This is a genomic window from Erysipelothrix sp. strain 2 (EsS2-7-Brazil) (assembly GCF_016617655.1).
Lineage (GTDB): Bacteria > Bacillota_I > Bacilli_A > Erysipelotrichales > Erysipelotrichaceae > Erysipelothrix > Erysipelothrix piscisicarius.
Genome location: NZ_SCFT01000005.1, coordinates 61,184 through 79,605, shown reverse-complemented (window position 1 = coordinate 79,605; position 18,422 = coordinate 61,184). Strand labels below are relative to the sequence as shown.

The following is an 18,422-nucleotide window of genomic DNA, read 5'->3' as shown; positions in this document are numbered from 1 at the left end:
TTAACACAACTCCCATATATTTAACGATAAATGACAAATATAAGGTAATGGAGACAAATAAAAAAGCGCTATAAAGCGCTCTCTTGTTCAAGATCATCTAATTTTAAATAAACATCGCGGGGTTTACTACCCTGAGCTGGACCAATGACACCATTTTGTTCTAAGGCATCGATCATATTGGCTGCGCGATTATATCCAATTCTAAAACGGCGTTGTAATAGAGATGTTGATGCTTTTTTCTGACGAACAACATATTCTTGAGCTTCTTGGTAAAGTGGATCTTCTTCCACATCCAAGACCCCTTGGTTTCCATCAACACCATCTAATTTAATAAAGGAATCATCAAATCGTGGTTTTGCTTGGGCACTTGCTTTATCCGCAATTTTCTTAACTTCGTCATCACTGACATAACATCCCTGAACACGAATTGCATGCGGTTCACCCATTGGTACATACAACATATCGCCATATCCAAGCAATTTTTCGGCACCGGTCTCATCCAAGATGGTACGCGAATCAATTGCACTTGACACCGCAAAAGCAATTCTCGAAGGAATATTTGCCTTAATGATTCCTGTTACAACATCCACGGATGGTCGCTGCGTCGCGACAATAAGATGTATCCCCGCAGCACGCGCAAGTTGAGTAATTCTTTGAATACTTGTCTCAACCTCTTTACCGGCAACAGACATTAAATCTGCCAACTCGTCAATAATAACGACAATCCACGGTAATTTTGACAGATTTTCCGCAGGGAAGGCTTTCACTTTCTCATTATAAGATCCAATATTTCGCACCCCAGCTTTTGAAAATAAATCATAACGTTGTTCCATCTCCTCAACAACAACTTTCAAAGCTGCTGATGCCTTATGCGGATCATCAATAACCGGACCAATTAAATGAGGTATTTCAGTATAAGGTGTAAATTCTACTTTTTTAGGATCAATTAAGAGAAGTTTTAAATCTTCAGGAGACTTGGTGAGCAGAATGGATGTAATAATGGTATTCATACATACCGACTTACCGCTCCCTGTTGCACCCGCAACAAGTAGGTGAGGCATCTTATTCAAAGCCACCGTAATGGGTTTTCCTGTTAAATCCTTACCCAGTGCAACATTTACATTATCTTCTGACATAAATTGTGATGACCCCATCACAACATCTTTCATTTTAACTGGGACCATCTCAACATTTGGAATTTCAATCCCAACCGCACTTTTACCTGGAATCGGCGCTTCAATACGCAAAGTCTTTACTGCCAGTTCCATCATCAAGTTATCTTGAATCGATGCAATCCGACTGATCTTCACATTGCTGTCAGGTTTTAACTCAAATTTCGTTACGGCAGGACCAATATGGATATCCATAAGCGCTGCATCAATTCCAAACTGTTTTAAAACCGCAATTAACCGTTCCCCTTTTTCTTTAGCACTGGCTACATTCGCTTTGGATGTATTTGATCCACGTCCCGCCTCCAACAAGTGAATGGAAGGAACTTTGTAATTTTCAAATGAACTCGTTCTAAAATCTTCTCCTTGTTCCAGTGCTTGTTGGGTACTGGTTTTATCCGATAAGGAAACCGGATCTAATCCTGCATTTTTAAATCCAAATGGATTTTCTTCTAAATCCGTTGTCGGCGTAGCATCGGAAGAATCAGGCACATTGACATCATCCATTGTCATAAACGGTGATTTTGTGACTGATTCTTTCACCACATTGGGAGCATCAAACGAAATAAAACCGGCTTTTGTTGGTTCTGCTTCGCTTGCGTACTCATTTAATTTTTCATCCAGTTCCGCTTGTTTTTCCTGCATTGCCTTCACACGGCGCTTCGCTTCTTTTTGTTCACGACGTTTTTCTAAGGCAGACTTGGTTGCATCAGTACTCTTTTGTGCACTTCGCAACATTTCTCTTGGTGTAAATAAGAGCGCAAGACCACTTAGAATTAGCACAATTACAAAAAGCAAGACACCTGCACGATCCACAAGATATGACAACAGTCCAAATAAAACTGCGCCCACAACACCACCATAAGCATTCTCATTTGAATTCATAAAAATCTTCGGAATACGATTAAAATACTCCGAGATTACGGACAAACCGGACGCTTGGGGTTGTAGAAAGAAATTAACGGAAAGAATCATTGCAGTAAAAAGCAGACCCACGGCGGTCCAAAAACGCCATGTTTTATGTTTCGTATCCGTTCCAATCATTTTGTATCCTGTAATCCCAATGATTAAGATGTGGTAAGGCATCGGATATTGTCCCACTAAAATACGCATACATTGATTTAAAAAGCGGCCAACAACACCCAATTCAAACATCGCAATAATTGCAAGTGCAATTACAGAGAGTTCAACGACAAATTTAATGAGCTCTTGTTGTTTAAGCTGTTCTTTTTTTGTTTTCTTTCCCTTAGAACTCACGCAATCACCCCTTATCAAATATGAATTTCAATAATAACAGGTAAAATCATCGGACGTTTCCCTGTTTGTTTATAAATGTATTTAGAAATAACATCACGTGCTTCATTACGCGCTGTAACGTTATCATATTTGTGCTTCTCAACAAGTTTAAGAATGGTTTGTTCAAGAATGACACCCACTTCTTTCATAATGTTATCTGCGTCTTTTAGGTAGATAACACCACGAGATTGCACATCCGGTCCGCCCAGAATTTCCTTCGTTTTGTTATTGATAACCATACCAACAATAATGGATCCATCTGTAGCGAGTGTTTGACGATCACGAAGCACCAATCCCGATGTATCTAAATGGTCTTTGCCATCGATTAACATATCTTCAAGTTTTAAGATTTCAGATGTCGTTTTTAAACGACCCTCATCAAACTCTGCGACTTGACCGTTATCCAAGATTACAATATTACCAGCGCTAATACCCATATCAACCGCAACACCTGCGTTTGCGACAAGATTTTGATATTCACCTTTAACTGGAACATAATACTTCGGTTTAAGAAGCGCAATCATCATTTTCAAATCTTCAACAGATGCATGCATCGGCATAACATCTTTATAGTTTAAGGACATTACTTTAACGCCATCTTTATACAATTCATTGATCATAGCTCCCGCGACGGCTTCCGTACCTGGAACAACTGGAGAAGCGACAATCACGTTATCGTTTTCATTCACTTCAACAAGTTGATCTTCACCCATCGCAATGCGTCCCATTTTATTAAAAACGCTAGGGCCAATATCAGACACAATTACCACGACATCTTTGATTTCATTATTAAACTTCTCAGGTTTAATTTCGAGACCTTTAGGCATATGATAGTAATTTAGACGTTCAAGATGCTTCATCAAACGACGTTGCTTCTCGCCATAGAAAAACACTTTACGATTGAATTTTTGAGCCGTTTCAATCACTTCAATGAGTCGGTAAATATTTTGTTCATACAACGTCACAAGAATGCGCTCGTTTGTTTCTTCAAAAACACGTTCAATACGTTTTGAAATACGGTGATTAGGCGAAGTAAATCCTTGGCGTTTTGAAGCTACCGATTCAGCAGTTAATAAGAATACGCCTTTTTTACCCAATTCAGAGATATTTGCGACATCACACATAAATCCTTGATTACGCACATCAAAATCAATAATAAATTCACTCGAATGGACGACATATCCTTGATCCGTATCAATTGCAATTCCAAATGTATCTGGAATTGAATGTGTCAACCCAAAAGCTACAAAACGACGCTCACCAATTTTAAAACGGCTGTTGCGTTTAATTTTGTGAATGTGTGCATTCTTTACTTTATTTTCTTTAAACAAATCTTCAATCATAAGCGCAATAAGCGGCGTTGCATATACCGGTGCATTCACTTCCTTAACAAGATATGGGAGTGCACCCATTACGTCATCATGACCGTGTGTGATAAAAATTGCTTTAACACGCTTTTTATTTTTCTTTAAATATGATAAATCGGGAATGACAATTTCGACACCCAATTGATCAGTTTGTGGATATTTTAAACCTGCATCCACGACATAAATCTCGTCATTAATCTCAATGACCGACATATTCTTGCCATCTTCATCAAGACCTCCTAATGCGAGAAAACGAATTTTATCCATAAAATCTCCTTTTAATTAATTTCTATTATGATGTAAACCATTTCCTATATTATACACTAGATTTCCTTCACTTAAAAACGAAGCACTAATGTTTGCACAGAAACTTCAATAAAAAAACCAAGCAAGGCTTGGTTTTACTTACTTTAAATTGCAATTCTTTGAATTGACTTCGACTTCATCGTCTTATCATCAACATCAATCACTACAGCATTTAAGAATGCATCACCTTTGGCCACTTTGAAGTGTGTTTTTTCATTTAATATTACGCGATCATACAACTCATCAATGTCACGTCCAATAACACTATCACAAGCGCCACACATTCCGACATCCGTAATATAGGCTACCTGGCCAATAATACGTTCATCTGCAGTTTGAACATGTGTATGGGTTCCAACCATCGCATCAATTTCTTCAGAATAAATATGTGCAAATAACATCTTTTCGCTGGTCGATTCTCCATGGAAATCTACAAAGTAGTAATCATACTCCGTATTTTCTAAAAGCCAGTCCATATAAGGATAAGGCCGATCACCCACACGATTCATAAATGCTTCACCATAGAGGTTTACCACACAAATTTGTTTTCCCTGAACATCAAAAACTTTATAATAGTTTCCAAAATCAATGGGTTCAATATTCGCAGGTATCAATAGATTCGGACATGCATCATAATCATCGATAATTTCGCGTTTCGCAAATGTATGGTTTCCCATTGTAATGCACTCCACACCTGCTTCGGTTAATTGATTGTATATTTTCTTTGTAATGCCTTTACCATGTGCACTGTTTTCACCGTTTGCAATCGTAAAGTCTATTTCGTATTGCTCTTTTAACATAGGTAAGTGGTCAACAACAATTTGTCGACCACTTGCTCCTACGATATCACCTATAAATAATATCTTCATTACTTAGCTAACTCCATTGCGCGTAATTCACGAATCACAGTCACTTTAATTTGACCAGGATATGTGAGTTCTTCTTCTATTTGTTGACGAATATCGCGTGCTAGTTTTACCGTTTGAAGATCATCGATTTCATCTGGTACAACCATAACACGTAATTCACGACCTGCTTGAATTGCGAATGCACGTTGAACTCCTTCACGAGTTGATGCAATCGCTTCAAGTTCTTCAAGACGTTGAATATAATTTTCAAATGACTCAAAGCGTGCGCCTGGTCGTGCTGCACTTAATGTATCCGCCGCTGCGACAAGTACGGCAATCGCACTGGTTGCTTCAGTATCACCATGATGTGATGCAATTGCATTAATCACAATTGGATGTTCATTATGTTTCTTCGCTAAACGCACCCCTAAATCCACATGGCTACCCTCGATTTCAAAATCAAGACCCTTACCAATATCATGGAGCAGACCTGCACGCTTCGCAAGTTTTTGATTTAAGCCAAGTTCAGCGGCCATCATCCCCGCTAAATTCGCAACCTCAATACTATGAGCCAAGGCATTTTGACCATAGCTATAACGATATTTCAGACGTCCCAGAATGGTTACAATTTCTTTATCCATCTTACTAATACCTAAATCAAACAAGGTATCCTGACCCGTTTTATTAATAACTTGATAAAGTTCTTTACGTGCTTTATCAACAACTTCTTCAATACGACCTGGTTGAATTCGACCATCAGTCATAAGCGTATCCAATGCCATTCGTGCAACTTCACGACGAATTGGATCAAAACATGATAATGTAATAATTTCAGGTGTGTCATCGATTAATAGATCGACACCCGTTGCATTTTCAAATGCACGGATATTACGTCCTTCACGACCAATAATACGGCCCTTCATTTCCTCACTTGGCAAGGTAATGACCGAAGAGGTCCGTTGCGTTGTTTCTTCTTGTGCATATCGCGAAATAGCAAGAGAAATTATGTTTCTTGCGATGTCTTCAGCCCGTTGATGAGCCATTTCTTCTTGTTCACGAATGTAAGTAAGAACTTCTTGCTCCATTTGTTTTTCAACAACTTCGAATAGTTCTGTTTTTGCTTCTGATGCAGGCATATGAGCAACTCGTTCTAATTCTCTTAATTGAACCTCTGTGCGTTCGATTAACGCCTGCTCCATCTTATCTAGTTTGGCAGTTCTAGCCTCTAAGTCACGTTGCTTATTCAACATTTCTTTATCTTTAGTCACTAAGTTTGCATCGCGAAAATTTAGATTTTCTTCACGGCGATCCAATTTATTTTCATATTCTTGGAGTTCCTTACGCTGCCCCTTAAGTTCCTTTTCAGCATTTAGTTTGATCTCATAAGCATGAGTTTTCGCTTCTAAATGTGCTTCTCTTTTTATTGATTCTGCTTTTTCTTCAGCATCTTTAATTAATGAATTTGCACGTTCCTTTGAACGGTTTAAACCTAATTTATTCACGACAATCATCGCAAAAATTGTCAAAATAAAAACAATAATACCAGTTAAGACGGAATATAATAGTTGATTGTCCATTCTATTCCTCTTTCTTTATTAAAAAAATATTTAAAAATTAGTTTCCTAATACCTATATAATACTTTATTAATGTGAATTCCACAAGGACAAAAAAAAGAATGATATATATTATCATTCTTTATCCTCTTTTTTCTCTAAAACTTCACGTTTCGGTAAAATAATCTCGCGAATCTGTGCAGCAATCTCTTCTGTTATCTTAGGATTATCTTCTAAGAAACTTCGAACCGCTTCACGACCCTGTCCGATTTTCTCATCTTTGTAAGAATACCAAGATCCACTCTTATTGATAAAGTCATATTGAACACCGAGATCAATGACTTCACCAATATAACTAATACCTTTACCATAAATGATTTCAACTTGTGTGGTTCTAAAAGGTGGGGCTACTTTATTTTTTACGACTTTAATATTGGCTTTATTCCCAACAATATCCGTCCCTTGTTTAATTTGTTCACTGCGACGAATATCGAGTCGAACTGAAGAGTAGAACTTCAACGCACGGCCACCTGGTGTTGTTTCAGGATTACCAAACATAATTCCCACTTTTTCACGAAGCTGATTAATGAAAATTGCGGTACATTCCCCTCGGTTCATGCCACCGGATAGCTTACGCATTGCTTTAGACATCATTCGTGCTTGTAAACCGACTTGAGCATCACCCATTTCACCATCGAGTTCCGCTTGTGGTACCAGTGCCGCAACACTATCAACGACAATTAAATCAACAGCACCGCTACGAACTAAGACATCCACAATTTCCAATCCTTGTTCACCACTATCCGGTTGTGAAAGAATTAAATCGTCAATGTTAACACCTAAATTTTGAGCATAAATAGGATCAATCGCATTTTCAGCATCGATAAATGCAGCTTTACCACCCGCTTTTTGCACTTCCGCAATCGCATGTAATGCAAGCGTTGTTTTACCGCTTGATTCAGGGCCATAAATTTCAATAATACGACCTTTAGGGTATCCGCCAATTCCAAGTGCAGCATCCAAACTGAGCGATCCTGAACTAATAGCGTCAATATCAACCGCAGCTCGATCACCCAAGCGCATAATTGAACCCTTACCAAATTGTTTTTCGATTTGTTTTATTGCATCATCAAGAACTTTATCTTTTTTTGCGTCTTCCATACGATCCTCCATATATGAAACTAAACAAAGACTACATACTTTCTGTAAAGAATGAACGGCTTTGAATTACATACGAAGCCCCACTTAATACTGACATCAAGGTTGCAAACCATACTGCAATCGATGAAACTGGAATATGATATAACTCAAATGGCAGATTATTGAGTAAGACTAAAATAATTGCAATCATTTGCGCAACAGTCTTTACCTTACCTAAATACCCAGCAGCCATAACCATTCCTTTTTGAGCAAGTAACATTCGCACTGCATCCACAATGGTATCGCGCCAAATCATAATTAAGACTGCTACAACAGGAACAATGCCTTGGTAGGCGAAAATAATAAATAATGTATTTACAAGAAGTTTGTCTGCAATTGGATCTAAAAACTTCCCAAATACAGTAATCATATTACGACTGCGTGCAAGATAACCATCAAGGAAATCCGTAAAGGATGCGACCGCAAACAGTACAAGCACTGCAATATTTTTATACGACAACATCACGGTATCAATATTTATGTAGGGAACCGTAATCCCAAAATGACTGTAAGGAAATAATTCCACCAATACAATAATTGGTATTAGAATAATTCGAAAGACGGTTAGTTTATTTGCGATATTCATTAGTTAGCTCCTCCAACAAACTTGAAGGTAATTGTTGCATAGTCGGGTAAGGTTGCAATTGATGCATCCATTTCGACTTTTTCACCATTCAGTTTAATCTCATTACCATTCATGTAACCAAATGTTACTTCCAGTGACTTCCCATCCGCAACATTGAGAATAACACTTGCTTTCTCATTAGCATTAAAAATCTTAGCAGCTGGATTTGCAAGCTGTTGGCCATCTTCGGTAAAAGAGGTCCAAGAAGCATTATGGAATTCAAAATCAAACGTTGCTTTTTCATCCTTAACCCAGTTTTTCACTTCATAAACAACACTTGATCCTTCAATCGATTTTTGAGCGACTTCAAGTTTTGTCTTTTCAGGTTCTTTTGGCTTTTCGGTTTCTGGTTTTTTCTCATCTTCTTTCTCATCTTCTTTTGGATCTTCTTTTGGAACTACGATGGTACTTCCTGGATCTTCAATCGGATCTTTGACATTGAGACTTCCACTTAATAATTTATAACCACCAAAGAATAATAGTGCGAGAATCGCAATCGCAAACAAGAGCATCGCAATTGTTTGTAAATCCATTTTCTTACGGCCTTTCGATGCGGGTTTGCTCTTAACTTTAGCTTGCTTCGATTTTTTTTGGACATTGCTTGTAATTTCATCTTGCTTTTTGATTTGTGAAACCGTAATGGAATCTGTATACGCATTAATCGTATCATCCAACTCACTTCGCAATTCATTATAATCAATATCTAAAGCATTCGCATAATAACGTACAAAGTAGCTCAAATACGATAAATCGTCTTTGAAAAATTGAATATTTCCTTCTTCAATTGCACTCAACTGTACGGTTGATAATTTCGTTTTAACACTCATTTCTTCTAATGAGTAACCTTGTTCTTTACGGCGTTCTTGTAGTATTAAGCCAATTTTTTCCAAGTTATGCTCACCTTCCTTACACATATAAAATAATTATAACAATCATTACACTTTATTACAATGTAATACGTGTGCATTTGTGAAATTAAAAAAAGGAGTATTTCTACTCCTAAATGCATTAACACTCATTAAGCCATGTTCTGTTGCGATAATCATTTATCTACGTTTTAAAAACGTCTCACGTTACCTTCATTTCAGTAGTGTGAGTTCCCCTACCAATTTTGGGTTTCTCGCTTATGGGGTTTACCTCGTTCCACTTCCTAGGTTTCCCTAGAAACTTCGTCACTGTGGCACTTTTATAGCCTCCATCCATAGTTTCCCTTAGGATTTTGGTCTGCCGTTATAGATGCCTCTATACCTCAGCTTATTGATTCACTGAGCACAAACACTACCACCATCTCAGGTGGTGCGAGCATGGACTTTCCTCTACATTTTACTGCAGCGATTATCTTTCGTGTTAGTAAGATTTATTTTTTATTATTAAAGACCGCTTCCTCAAGCCGTGAAACACGTTTTAGAATGTCTACATGACTGAATTGAGTTGGCATATCCTTAGACACACGATCTCTTCCTTCATATTCTAAAAGCATGCGTTTTTGTTGACCTAATGTGGTTTCATATCGATCTAACAACTCTTTTTGTTCTTTGATAATGCCTTCAAAGAATTCATAGTCGTGCATTACTTGATCAAGGAATTGATCAACTTCAACTGCATTATATCCTTTAAAGTCCACATGGAACTCTTTATCCAGGATTGCTTGCGTCGTTAATTTTTGTGCCATAAATTCACCTCTCATCTATTATTACAAATAACCGTTTGAAGTTCAATAGGAAACCTCCGCTTTCCCCCAAGATTTTTAGTATATGATATTTGATGGGAATTATAGTATAATATTGTTGGTGATTAGATGATTCAATATCCAACTGGAAAAAAAACTTACAACAAACCCAGTGGTACTGGCGTTACAAGTAGACGTGGTATGAGTCTTGAAGAAGATATCAACAAGACCAATGACCACTATCTTATGAAGGACATGGCGGTAGTTCATAAAAAACCTACGCCGATTCAAATCGTCAATGTTGACTACCCTTCACGTAACAAAGCAAAAATCACTGAAGCTTATTTTAGACAGGCATCCACGACCGATTATCAAGGTGTATATAAGGGATACGCTCTTGATTTTGAAGCAAAAGAAACCAAGAACAAAACCTTGTTCCCACTTGCTGCGCTTCATAAACATCAGCTCGATCATCTTGCTGCGGTTTCACGGCATGGTGCCATAGCATTTCTTATCATTCGTTTTTGGACGATTGATGAGACGTATTTGATCTTTGCAAAAGACTTTGTACCTTATATCAGTGAGAAACATGTTCGGTCGTTACCCCTTTCGTGGATTCGATCTGTCGGTTATCAACTTGAAAGTACATATCAAATACCTTGTCATTATCTTGACATTATTAATAGAGTCTATATAAAGGAGTGTCTATGACAAATAGAAAAAGTAAAAACGAACCTGAGATTCCACATATTAAGCGTGGATCATCAAATAATACGGATGGTTCTCAAAAGAAAACAAAAATAAAAAAAGATAAAAAACCCTTAACACCTGAACAGAAAAAACTGAAACGACAACGCATTGTCGCATGGATTTTAATTGTTTGTGTATCAATCGGAATTATTGGCGTTACAGGCGTCGGTGCACTTACCGTAAAAAACATGAAAAATGCACCTGTATTAAAAAAAGATGACTTTTTAACACAATCCGCATCAACCATTTTTGATAAGAATGGGGAGCCTATTTATAATACTGCTGCAAAGAAATCCGATCCTACAACATTTGATCAAGTGCCTCAATCGTTAATTGATGCATTTGTTGCGGTTGAAGATTCTCGTTTCTTTGTCCATGGCGGTTGGGATGTTCCACGCTTTACCAAAGCAGCACTTTCCAATCTTCTTGATTCGTTAAGACATGGTTCGATTAGTTTTGGTCAAGGTGGGTCGACACTCACAATGCAATTAATTAAAAACCAGTATTTTATGGAAAATGAAGATGCAGCAACGGGTGTAAACCGTAAACTGCAAGAAATTTATCTTTCTACTAAACTTGAACGTGAACAAGTTCTTAGCAAAAAAATGATTTTTGAACTCTATATTAATATGATTAATTATGGTGTTCCACGTACAATGGGTGCCGATGCTTCGGCCCAAGCATATTTTGGTAAGCGTCTTTCTGAAATTAACTTAACTGAAGCTGCATTCTTGGCTGGTGTTATTAATGCACCGAGTGTGAATAACCCTTACTACAGCATTGAAGCAGCCGACGAACGTACAAAAGAAGTACTCTACTTAATGAATTATCACGGATATATTACTGATGAAGAGTACCAACTTGCGAAAGCAGTACGCGTCGAGGATTTACTTGTTGAATCATCTGCTTCCGAAGGCGAAATGTTTGAGTATCAAGCATTTATCGATGTCGCCTATCAAGAAGCCCAAGAACTTACGGGTCTTGATCCAGGAAAAGTTTCCATGAATATTTATACAAGTATGGATCCTACCGTGCAAAAAGGGATTGATGATTTCCAAAATCGTAAAATTACAGATTTAAACCCTTCATTGGTTGATGAAGAAAAAAATGAATACCGACCTATTCAAGTTGGTTCGGTTATTCTTAATAACCATACCGGTGAAATTGCTGGGATTGTAGGTGGTTTCGATTATAATGGTGCATTCCTTCATAACCGCGCCATTGCGAGAAACTCTTCACCTGCATCTGTTATGAAGCCTCATATTGCTTATGCACCTGCATTTGAATATCAAGGTCTTGCGACATCACATGTGTTCTTAGACGCACCGATGAATTATCGTGGTACGGATATTCTAATTGGAAACTATGATGGACGCTATTTAGGACAAGTTCCATTGATGATGGCCGTTGCCGATTCACGAAACATTCCTGCCCTTGAAGCAACACAAGGTACAATTGATACCATTGGTAATGAAAAGATGGTCGAATATTTAAATAAACTTGGATTCAGTTCTGTATCCGAGGATAATTTCCGTCCTGGTTTCGCGATTGGTGATGGAACCTTCACTGTAAGTCCAGTTGAATTGGCGGGTGCCAATGCTGTTATGTTTAATGATGGAAATTATATTAAGCCTCATACAGTCACTCGAATCGAGTTCTTGGATAGTGATCGGGAACCTTATGTTCCTTCGCACACTGCAACACCTGTTATTTCGGATGCATCGGCATGGCTTACAACTCGAATTATGAAATATGCAGTTGAAAGTTCATATAACCCGGTTATCTCGCCAGTACGTCGTAACTACCCTGTATTTGGTAAAACTGGAACGAATAAATATGATGATGAAACAGCTGATGCTACAGGTGTTCCACGAAATTCAATTAAAGACCGTCTCATGATTACCGCAACATCGGAATACAGTATTGCGACATGGACTGGTTTTGACTCAAAAGATAAGAAGAATCCTTACTTCATCGATGAGTACGGTGTTGATGAAGCATCACAAAATCTTACAGGTAAACTCAACAGTTACCTCCTAACACTCATTGAAGAATCCTATGGTGCTGGTGATGATGTTGCCCGCCCGGGTTCAGTTGCCGATATTCAACATATCTTGGGAACATTCCCATATCAAGCGCCAGTAGAAGGTATGGACCAAAGCCTCCTTGCTACAGGTTATATCAAACGTGATTTCTTAAAACTTGCCGAAGCGAGTCCAAAAGACTTAGCAGCACTCAGTGATCATAAAGTTATGATGAATCAAAAAGGAAATAAATTTAATTTTGATATTAAGATGGCAACCTATCCCGATGCGTCGCAATTAACCGTTGCACCATCTACCATAACCATGAACTATCCAAGTGGTGGTACGGTTGATGGAAAACGTCTGTATGATCCATCATGGCTCTTTGGTGCCGTGCGCTATAAATCTGAAATTCGTGTTGATGGTAAACCCATCGCTGAATCGATGACCGAAGGACCAAATCAAGAAATCTCAGTAACGATTGAGAATTTAAAAGGTAAAATTGAGGCATGTTCTTACTACACCTTTGATAAGAGTACCGGTAAGAAGAGTAATGTAGTCTGTACAGCCGTTGATGCCAAGGAAATTAGTGTTTTAGTTCCCTCTGCAGGAACTGCATTTAATGACTTTGTAGAACAAATGGTGGCAGCAGGCTTTAATCGAGACCTCATTCAAGCAAATTATGTTCTCGAAGGAAACAAATATAAATCAGTTGTTTCCTCGGATCCAAATATCCTTGGTAAAAATGTAAAACCGGGTGATTATTCTGGAACTGTTATCAGTGTTAATGTCACCGATTTAGAAATCACTGCTTCGGGTGACTATCTTCGTTCTAATCTCAAGCGTGCAGCTGATGCAGGATATCTCACAGTTGACACACAAGGTAAAGCATCTGGAATAATTGATTCCTTTACTGTAGATGGTACGGCGATGAGTTCATTCAGATTAAGTGATCATGAAGGATCTCAAGTTGTTGTAAACTTTAAATAGAAGGCTTCGGCCTTCTTTTTTTGCGTGCATAAAAAAAAGAGACGGATTGTCTCTTAGATTTTATGTATATAGATTCGAGGAATATCGTAAAGAATATGACTGATTAATTCATTAATCGATTGTCCTGTGATTGCGATGTAATCATAAATTGTTTGCTTCTCATGACCAAAGAGAATCACGCGATCTTCCAGCGCACAAGGAACTCCGGTCACATCAACCATAAATTGAGACATCGCAATATCACCCACAATCGGACACAGTGTATCATTAATAACAACATGACCACCATTGAGGGACAAGGACTTCATAACCCCATCACAATAGCCTGCTGAGACCGTAGCAAGCATCATATCGTGCGTTGCTTGGAATGTGCGACCATAACCTACATACTCCCCTTTCTTAAGCTCACGCACCATGCAAACGCGTGATTCAAAAGATAGGACGGGTTCATACCCCGCATTTAAAGACATCTCCAGTTGTGAAGGGTGATAGAGACCAAACATAATCATACCGCAACGAACTGCATCAAAGCCTAAATCACCAAAATTAAGGATGGAAGGACTGTTTTGAATATGGGTCATCTTTGGATCAATGCCATCTTGATGGAGCTTTTCAATAACTGTCTTATAACGTTCAAGTTGAAGCATTGAAAATGCAACTGCATCTCCATCATAAGACTGCGCTTCCACAAAATGACTGTAAATACCACAAACTTCTAGACCCTCAAGTGCATAACAAGTCTTAATCTCTTCATAATCTTCCATACCCAAGCGATGAAGGCCTGTATCAACTTTTACATGTGTTTTAACTTTAACACCGTGGTCAAGACCAAATTGATTCAGTTTTAATGCATAGTCATGATTAACAATAACTTGCATTAAATCATACTCAATCAAATACTTAAAATTTGACTCGAGGGTAGCACCAAGAAGAAGAATCGGTGTCGTAATTCCATGGGATCGAAGGTCACGGGCTTGTTCAATGTTTAAAACTGCAAGTACATCAATTTTCATCTTTTCACAAGTATGTGCTACTTCCACAAGACCGCAACCATAACCATTGGCTTTAATGACCGCAATGATTTTCGTTTCAGGTTTAATAATTTCACGCAGTTTTTCAGTATTGTTCAGGATTTTTTGTTCGTCTACAAATACAGTACAGTTGTTAATCATAGTAAATCCTCAATCATTTTGGTAATCAATTCTGGATAACTTACACCGGCACGGTCTAACATTCCCGGATAACGTGATGAACTTGTAAATCCTGGGATTGTATTAATTTCGTTTAAGAAAATACGATGATCTTCAGTTACAAAGAAATCAATACGCGAGAATTGAGCGCAATCTAAAACATTGAATGCAAGCTCACCCAAACGCTGTACCTCTTTTCGGACCGATTCAGGGAATGTAGAGATAGGGAGTGTCTCGGTTGCATGTGGGTGATATTTCTCTTGGAAGTCAAACACCTCACCGGAAACATTAACCTGGTCCACTTCACTGATAATCATCTTTTGATCGGTTTTAAGAATACCGAGACCGACCTCAGTTCCTTTGATATACGCTTCAATGAGAACACGGGTATCAAATTCAAACGCAAACAAACATGCTTTCAGTAATTCATCATAATTACGCACATAGGTCACACCAAAAGAAGACCCTTCACGACTTGGTTTCACAATACAAGGATAAGTTACTTTTTCAATATCAATATCGTTAATATGGGTGATTAATTGATAATCAGCCATATTAATGCCTGCTGCTTCACAGATTATATGTGTAAAGCCTTTATCCATACATAGTGCGGAAGAAAGTACATCACAGCCTGTAAAAGGAATGTTTGCACATTTTAGGAGTCCTTGAACTTGTCCCCCCTCACCCATACGACCATGTAACATTAGAAATGCCACATCAACCGGTAAGAGACTTTGATCATCTGCATAAATAAAACCGGGACGATCATAATTAAATTGTAAATAAAGTTCACGATGTCCCTCAAGTTTATTTGATTGCATCATCGCTAATGTATAATCACCCGTATACCATTTTCCATCTTTGCCAATGTATAAAGGTACACAGTCAAACTTATCTTTAGGAAAATGTTCAAATACAGACGCTGCACTTGCAACTGAAATATCATGTTCACTATTAATTGATCCAAAAACTAATGCCACTTGTAACTTATCCATTTACTTTACCTCTTCCATTAAACGCTCGAGTTGATACGAACGTGATCCTTTAATTAATATCATCGCATGCTCATTAAAACAGGGTGTGACCCGTGCCACAAATGCCTCAAACGTTTCATCATTTGTGAATCGCGACGAATCAAGTTTACGTTGAGAAATCGCTTTATTAAATTCTGGTCCTAATGTATGAACCCTTTTAATATCTAAATCTTGGATGCAATCAAGAACTTCAAGATGTGCACGTTGACTTTCAGGACCTAACTCAACCATATCACTCAAGATAGCAATACGTTCCCCTTCAAATTCATAGTGTGCAAGCAAATCAAGAGCATATTTCGCACTGATTGGATTGGACTTGTATGCATCCAACAAGACTAATGCATTCCCTTTGTTTACAAGCTCAGTTCTTAGGGAGGTTAATGCAACGTGATTCAAACCCTCACGAATAAGTCCATCATCAACGCCAAGTTTACGCATTAAGGCAATTACCCCAGCACAATTGCTCGCTTGGTGATTCCCTAAAAGATTGCTTGAATATTCAATACCATCTACTTTAAATGTGATGCCATCATTATTTGAAGCGACATCTGACACAATCCATTCATTATCTTGATTAAAACCAAAAGTGTGCTCACCATGGCTTATATTACGATAGTGTTCAAAATCTCCTTGGTAAAACGATAAATCTTTATGCGTCACAAAATCGAAGATTCTCATTTTTTCCGAAGCAATGTGTTCAATGCTTTCAAAATTCATCATATGTGCTGGTGCTAAACTCATTACAAGTCCTGCATCCGGACGAATACATTCAGCCATGACAGCGACATCCCCGACATAATCAAGACCCATTTCAAAAATACCGAATTCTGTATCCTCATTCATGCGAAAGAGATTGAGGTAAGTTCCAATTTCAGTATTTTGATTTTTGTATGTTGCGATAGCACTTCCAACACGACTTAGAATACTAAAGAGAATATCTTTCGTCGAAGTCTTTCCATTACTGCCTGTAATACCAATAAATGTCGCATTTAACGTTTCACGGTATGCATACGCAAACATCTGTAAGCCCACCATTGTATCCTCAACGATAATCTGACATACATCAAGATTATCAATTTTATGATCAACAAGAACCGCTACAGCTCCCTTACCAATCACATCTTCAATATAATCATGACCATCTACACGAGCCCCTTTTAAGCACACAAATAAATCTCCTGCTTCCACAGTACGTGAATCGACCTTAACCCCTTGAATTTGCGCTGAACCCAATACAGAACCTTTTACCCAATCCGCAATGATATCGGTTTTTAAATTTTTCATAATTGATGTTTCTCCTTTAATTCTTCTAATAACTCAAAAGCATCCCGCTCATTTCGTGCGGTGCTATGATAACGTCCAAATAATAATAAGAGATGATGAGCACGAGCCCAATCCTCTCGCGGAATTTTACGCATTAACTTACGTTCAACATCCTCTACCGAATCATTTGGTTTGGCAAGCTTTAGCCGTTTGGCAACACGTTCAACGTGCGTATCCACTGCGATTGCGGGAAGCTTAAAACCTTCCGCTAAAACAACATTCGCTGTTTTTCGACCAACACCCGGTAATTTCATCAGTTGAGTGCGTGTTCTGGGAACTTCCCCATTAAAATCCTCAACAAGCATCCGAGCACATGCGACAATATACTTCGCTTTGTTTCGGTACAAACCAATCGTCTTTAAATACGACTCAACCACTTTAACATCTGCCTGTGCAAGTGCTTCGGGCGTTGGATAAGCTTGAAAGAGGGCAGGTGTCACTTTATTCACTGCAACATCGGTTGTCTGAGCCGACAAAGTAACTGCAATCAACAATTCAAAAGGATTGCGATAATCCAAGTCACTTTTCGCATTTGGAAACTCAGCATCCAAAATTTTAATCATTTCAGCTACGGTCATCCTAAACGCTCTTTTTGCTTATTCGCAAGGATTGCATTGATGTATTGCATCGATACTTTTTTATAGATCACAGCATTTCTTAAACCGTCCAAAATATCGGCTTCCGAATATTTTGATAACCATGTATTAAGAGTCATCAACTCATTTTGAGACAACAATCGTCCAAATTCCGATTCAAACACCTCAAAAATCCCTTCATTAACGTATTCATATCGAACCCCGTCTTGAAATAGTCCGTCAAGGTTAAACTCAAGGGCATCTTTCGATACCTTAATCGCAAGAATATTCTGGCGTACTAAATCATGGATTGTTTCATCCACAACTTGACTGTCTAAAGCCGTACGTTCTGCCAACAGTTCAAGCGTAATCGGAGCATCTTGTTGATTCAAGAAATCAATCATTAATAAAACTAGGGTCTGGGTAGGCGTCAGTTTCAGCGAACCCAAATTCTCTAAAATCCAATCACGGCGATTAATATAAGCCTTATTCCACCACATAA

Annotated in this window: 15 protein-coding genes and 1 other RNA gene; 2 read left to right on the top strand and 14 right to left on the bottom strand. The window is 38.2% G+C overall.

Going from position 1 to position 18,422, the window contains the following annotated elements:
* Positions 1-68 precede the first annotated feature (68 nt).
* The 9 genes from EPJ90_RS03855 to EPJ90_RS03815 all read right to left on the bottom strand — a co-directional run bounded on the left by EPJ90_RS03855 (position 69) and on the right by EPJ90_RS03815 (position 10,037).
* On the bottom strand, positions 69-2,426 hold the full coding sequence (locus EPJ90_RS03855; protein WP_200542677.1) for a DNA translocase FtsK: 2,358 nt from the start codon (positions 2,424-2,426) through the stop codon (positions 69-71).
* 14 nt (positions 2,427-2,440) lie between these two features.
* Positions 2,441-4,099, bottom strand: coding sequence for a ribonuclease J (locus EPJ90_RS03850; protein WP_161636589.1), 1,659 nt, complete (start codon positions 4,097-4,099; stop codon positions 2,441-2,443).
* Positions 4,100-4,242: 143 nt separating this feature from the next.
* The gene (locus tag EPJ90_RS03845; protein WP_125164625.1) at positions 4,243-5,007 is read right to left on the bottom strand and encodes a TIGR00282 family metallophosphoesterase; all 765 of its coding nucleotides are present in this window, start codon (positions 5,005-5,007) and stop codon (positions 4,243-4,245) included.
* On the bottom strand, positions 5,007-6,563 hold the full coding sequence (gene rny, locus EPJ90_RS03840; protein WP_161636590.1) for a ribonuclease Y: 1,557 nt from the start codon (positions 6,561-6,563) through the stop codon (positions 5,007-5,009). The genes EPJ90_RS03845 and rny overlap by 1 nt, the downstream gene beginning before the upstream one ends.
* A 112-nt stretch (positions 6,564-6,675) precedes the next feature.
* A complete protein-coding gene (gene recA, locus EPJ90_RS03835) occupies positions 6,676-7,701 on the bottom strand; it encodes a recombinase RecA (RefSeq protein ID WP_200542676.1) in 1,026 nt (341 codons plus the stop codon).
* Positions 7,702-7,732: 31 nt separating this feature from the next.
* Positions 7,733-8,326 (bottom strand): CDP-diacylglycerol--glycerol-3-phosphate 3-phosphatidyltransferase, encoded by a 594-nt coding sequence (gene pgsA, locus EPJ90_RS03830; RefSeq protein WP_125164628.1) that lies wholly within the window; start codon positions 8,324-8,326, stop codon positions 7,733-7,735.
* Positions 8,326-9,255, bottom strand: a complete 930-nt coding sequence (locus EPJ90_RS03825) for a helix-turn-helix domain-containing protein (RefSeq protein WP_237558265.1) — start codon at positions 9,253-9,255, stop codon at positions 8,326-8,328. Before EPJ90_RS03825 ends, pgsA begins: the two co-directional genes overlap by 1 nt.
* 129 nt (positions 9,256-9,384) lie before the next feature.
* An RNA gene (rnpB, locus tag EPJ90_RS03820) (RNase P RNA component class B) lies at positions 9,385-9,707 on the bottom strand.
* Positions 9,708-9,722: 15 nt separating this feature from the next.
* Positions 9,723-10,037, bottom strand: coding sequence for a DivIVA domain-containing protein (locus tag EPJ90_RS03815; protein ID WP_013852834.1), 315 nt, complete (start codon positions 10,035-10,037; stop codon positions 9,723-9,725).
* A gap of 126 nt (positions 10,038-10,163) precedes the next feature.
* On the opposite strand from EPJ90_RS03815, the gene recU reads away from it, so the two are divergent.
* The gene (gene recU, locus EPJ90_RS03810) at positions 10,164-10,745 is read left to right on the top strand and encodes a Holliday junction resolvase RecU (protein ID WP_161636593.1); all 582 of its coding nucleotides are present in this window, start codon (positions 10,164-10,166) and stop codon (positions 10,743-10,745) included.
* A complete protein-coding gene (locus EPJ90_RS03805; RefSeq protein WP_200542674.1) occupies positions 10,742-13,798 on the top strand; it encodes a transglycosylase domain-containing protein in 3,057 nt (1,018 codons plus the stop codon). Before recU ends, EPJ90_RS03805 begins: the two co-directional genes overlap by 4 nt.
* Before the next feature lie 53 nt (positions 13,799-13,851).
* Here EPJ90_RS03805 and alr read toward each other — a convergent pair whose 3' ends face one another.
* The 5 genes from alr to EPJ90_RS03780 are packed head-to-tail and all read right to left on the bottom strand — an operon-like array spanning position 13,852 to position 18,420.
* A complete protein-coding gene (gene alr, locus EPJ90_RS03800; RefSeq protein ID WP_125164631.1) occupies positions 13,852-14,970 on the bottom strand; it encodes an alanine racemase in 1,119 nt (372 codons plus the stop codon).
* Positions 14,967-15,983: a D-alanine--D-alanine ligase family protein gene (locus EPJ90_RS03795; protein ID WP_161636595.1), complete on the bottom strand. Its 1,017-nt coding sequence runs from the start codon at positions 15,981-15,983 to the stop codon at positions 14,967-14,969. The genes alr and EPJ90_RS03795 overlap by 4 nt, the downstream gene beginning before the upstream one ends.
* Positions 15,984-17,306: a UDP-N-acetylmuramoyl-tripeptide--D-alanyl-D-alanine ligase gene (locus tag EPJ90_RS03790; protein WP_161636596.1), complete on the bottom strand. Its 1,323-nt coding sequence runs from the start codon at positions 17,304-17,306 to the stop codon at positions 15,984-15,986.
* On the bottom strand, positions 17,303-17,923 hold the full coding sequence (nth, locus tag EPJ90_RS03785; RefSeq protein WP_161636597.1) for an endonuclease III: 621 nt from the start codon (positions 17,921-17,923) through the stop codon (positions 17,303-17,305). The genes EPJ90_RS03790 and nth overlap by 4 nt, the downstream gene beginning before the upstream one ends.
* Positions 17,920-18,420 (bottom strand): DnaD domain-containing protein, encoded by a 501-nt coding sequence (locus EPJ90_RS03780; RefSeq protein ID WP_125164635.1) that lies wholly within the window; start codon positions 18,418-18,420, stop codon positions 17,920-17,922. Before EPJ90_RS03780 ends, nth begins: the two co-directional genes overlap by 4 nt.
* Between the last annotated feature and the right edge of the window lie 2 nt (positions 18,421-18,422).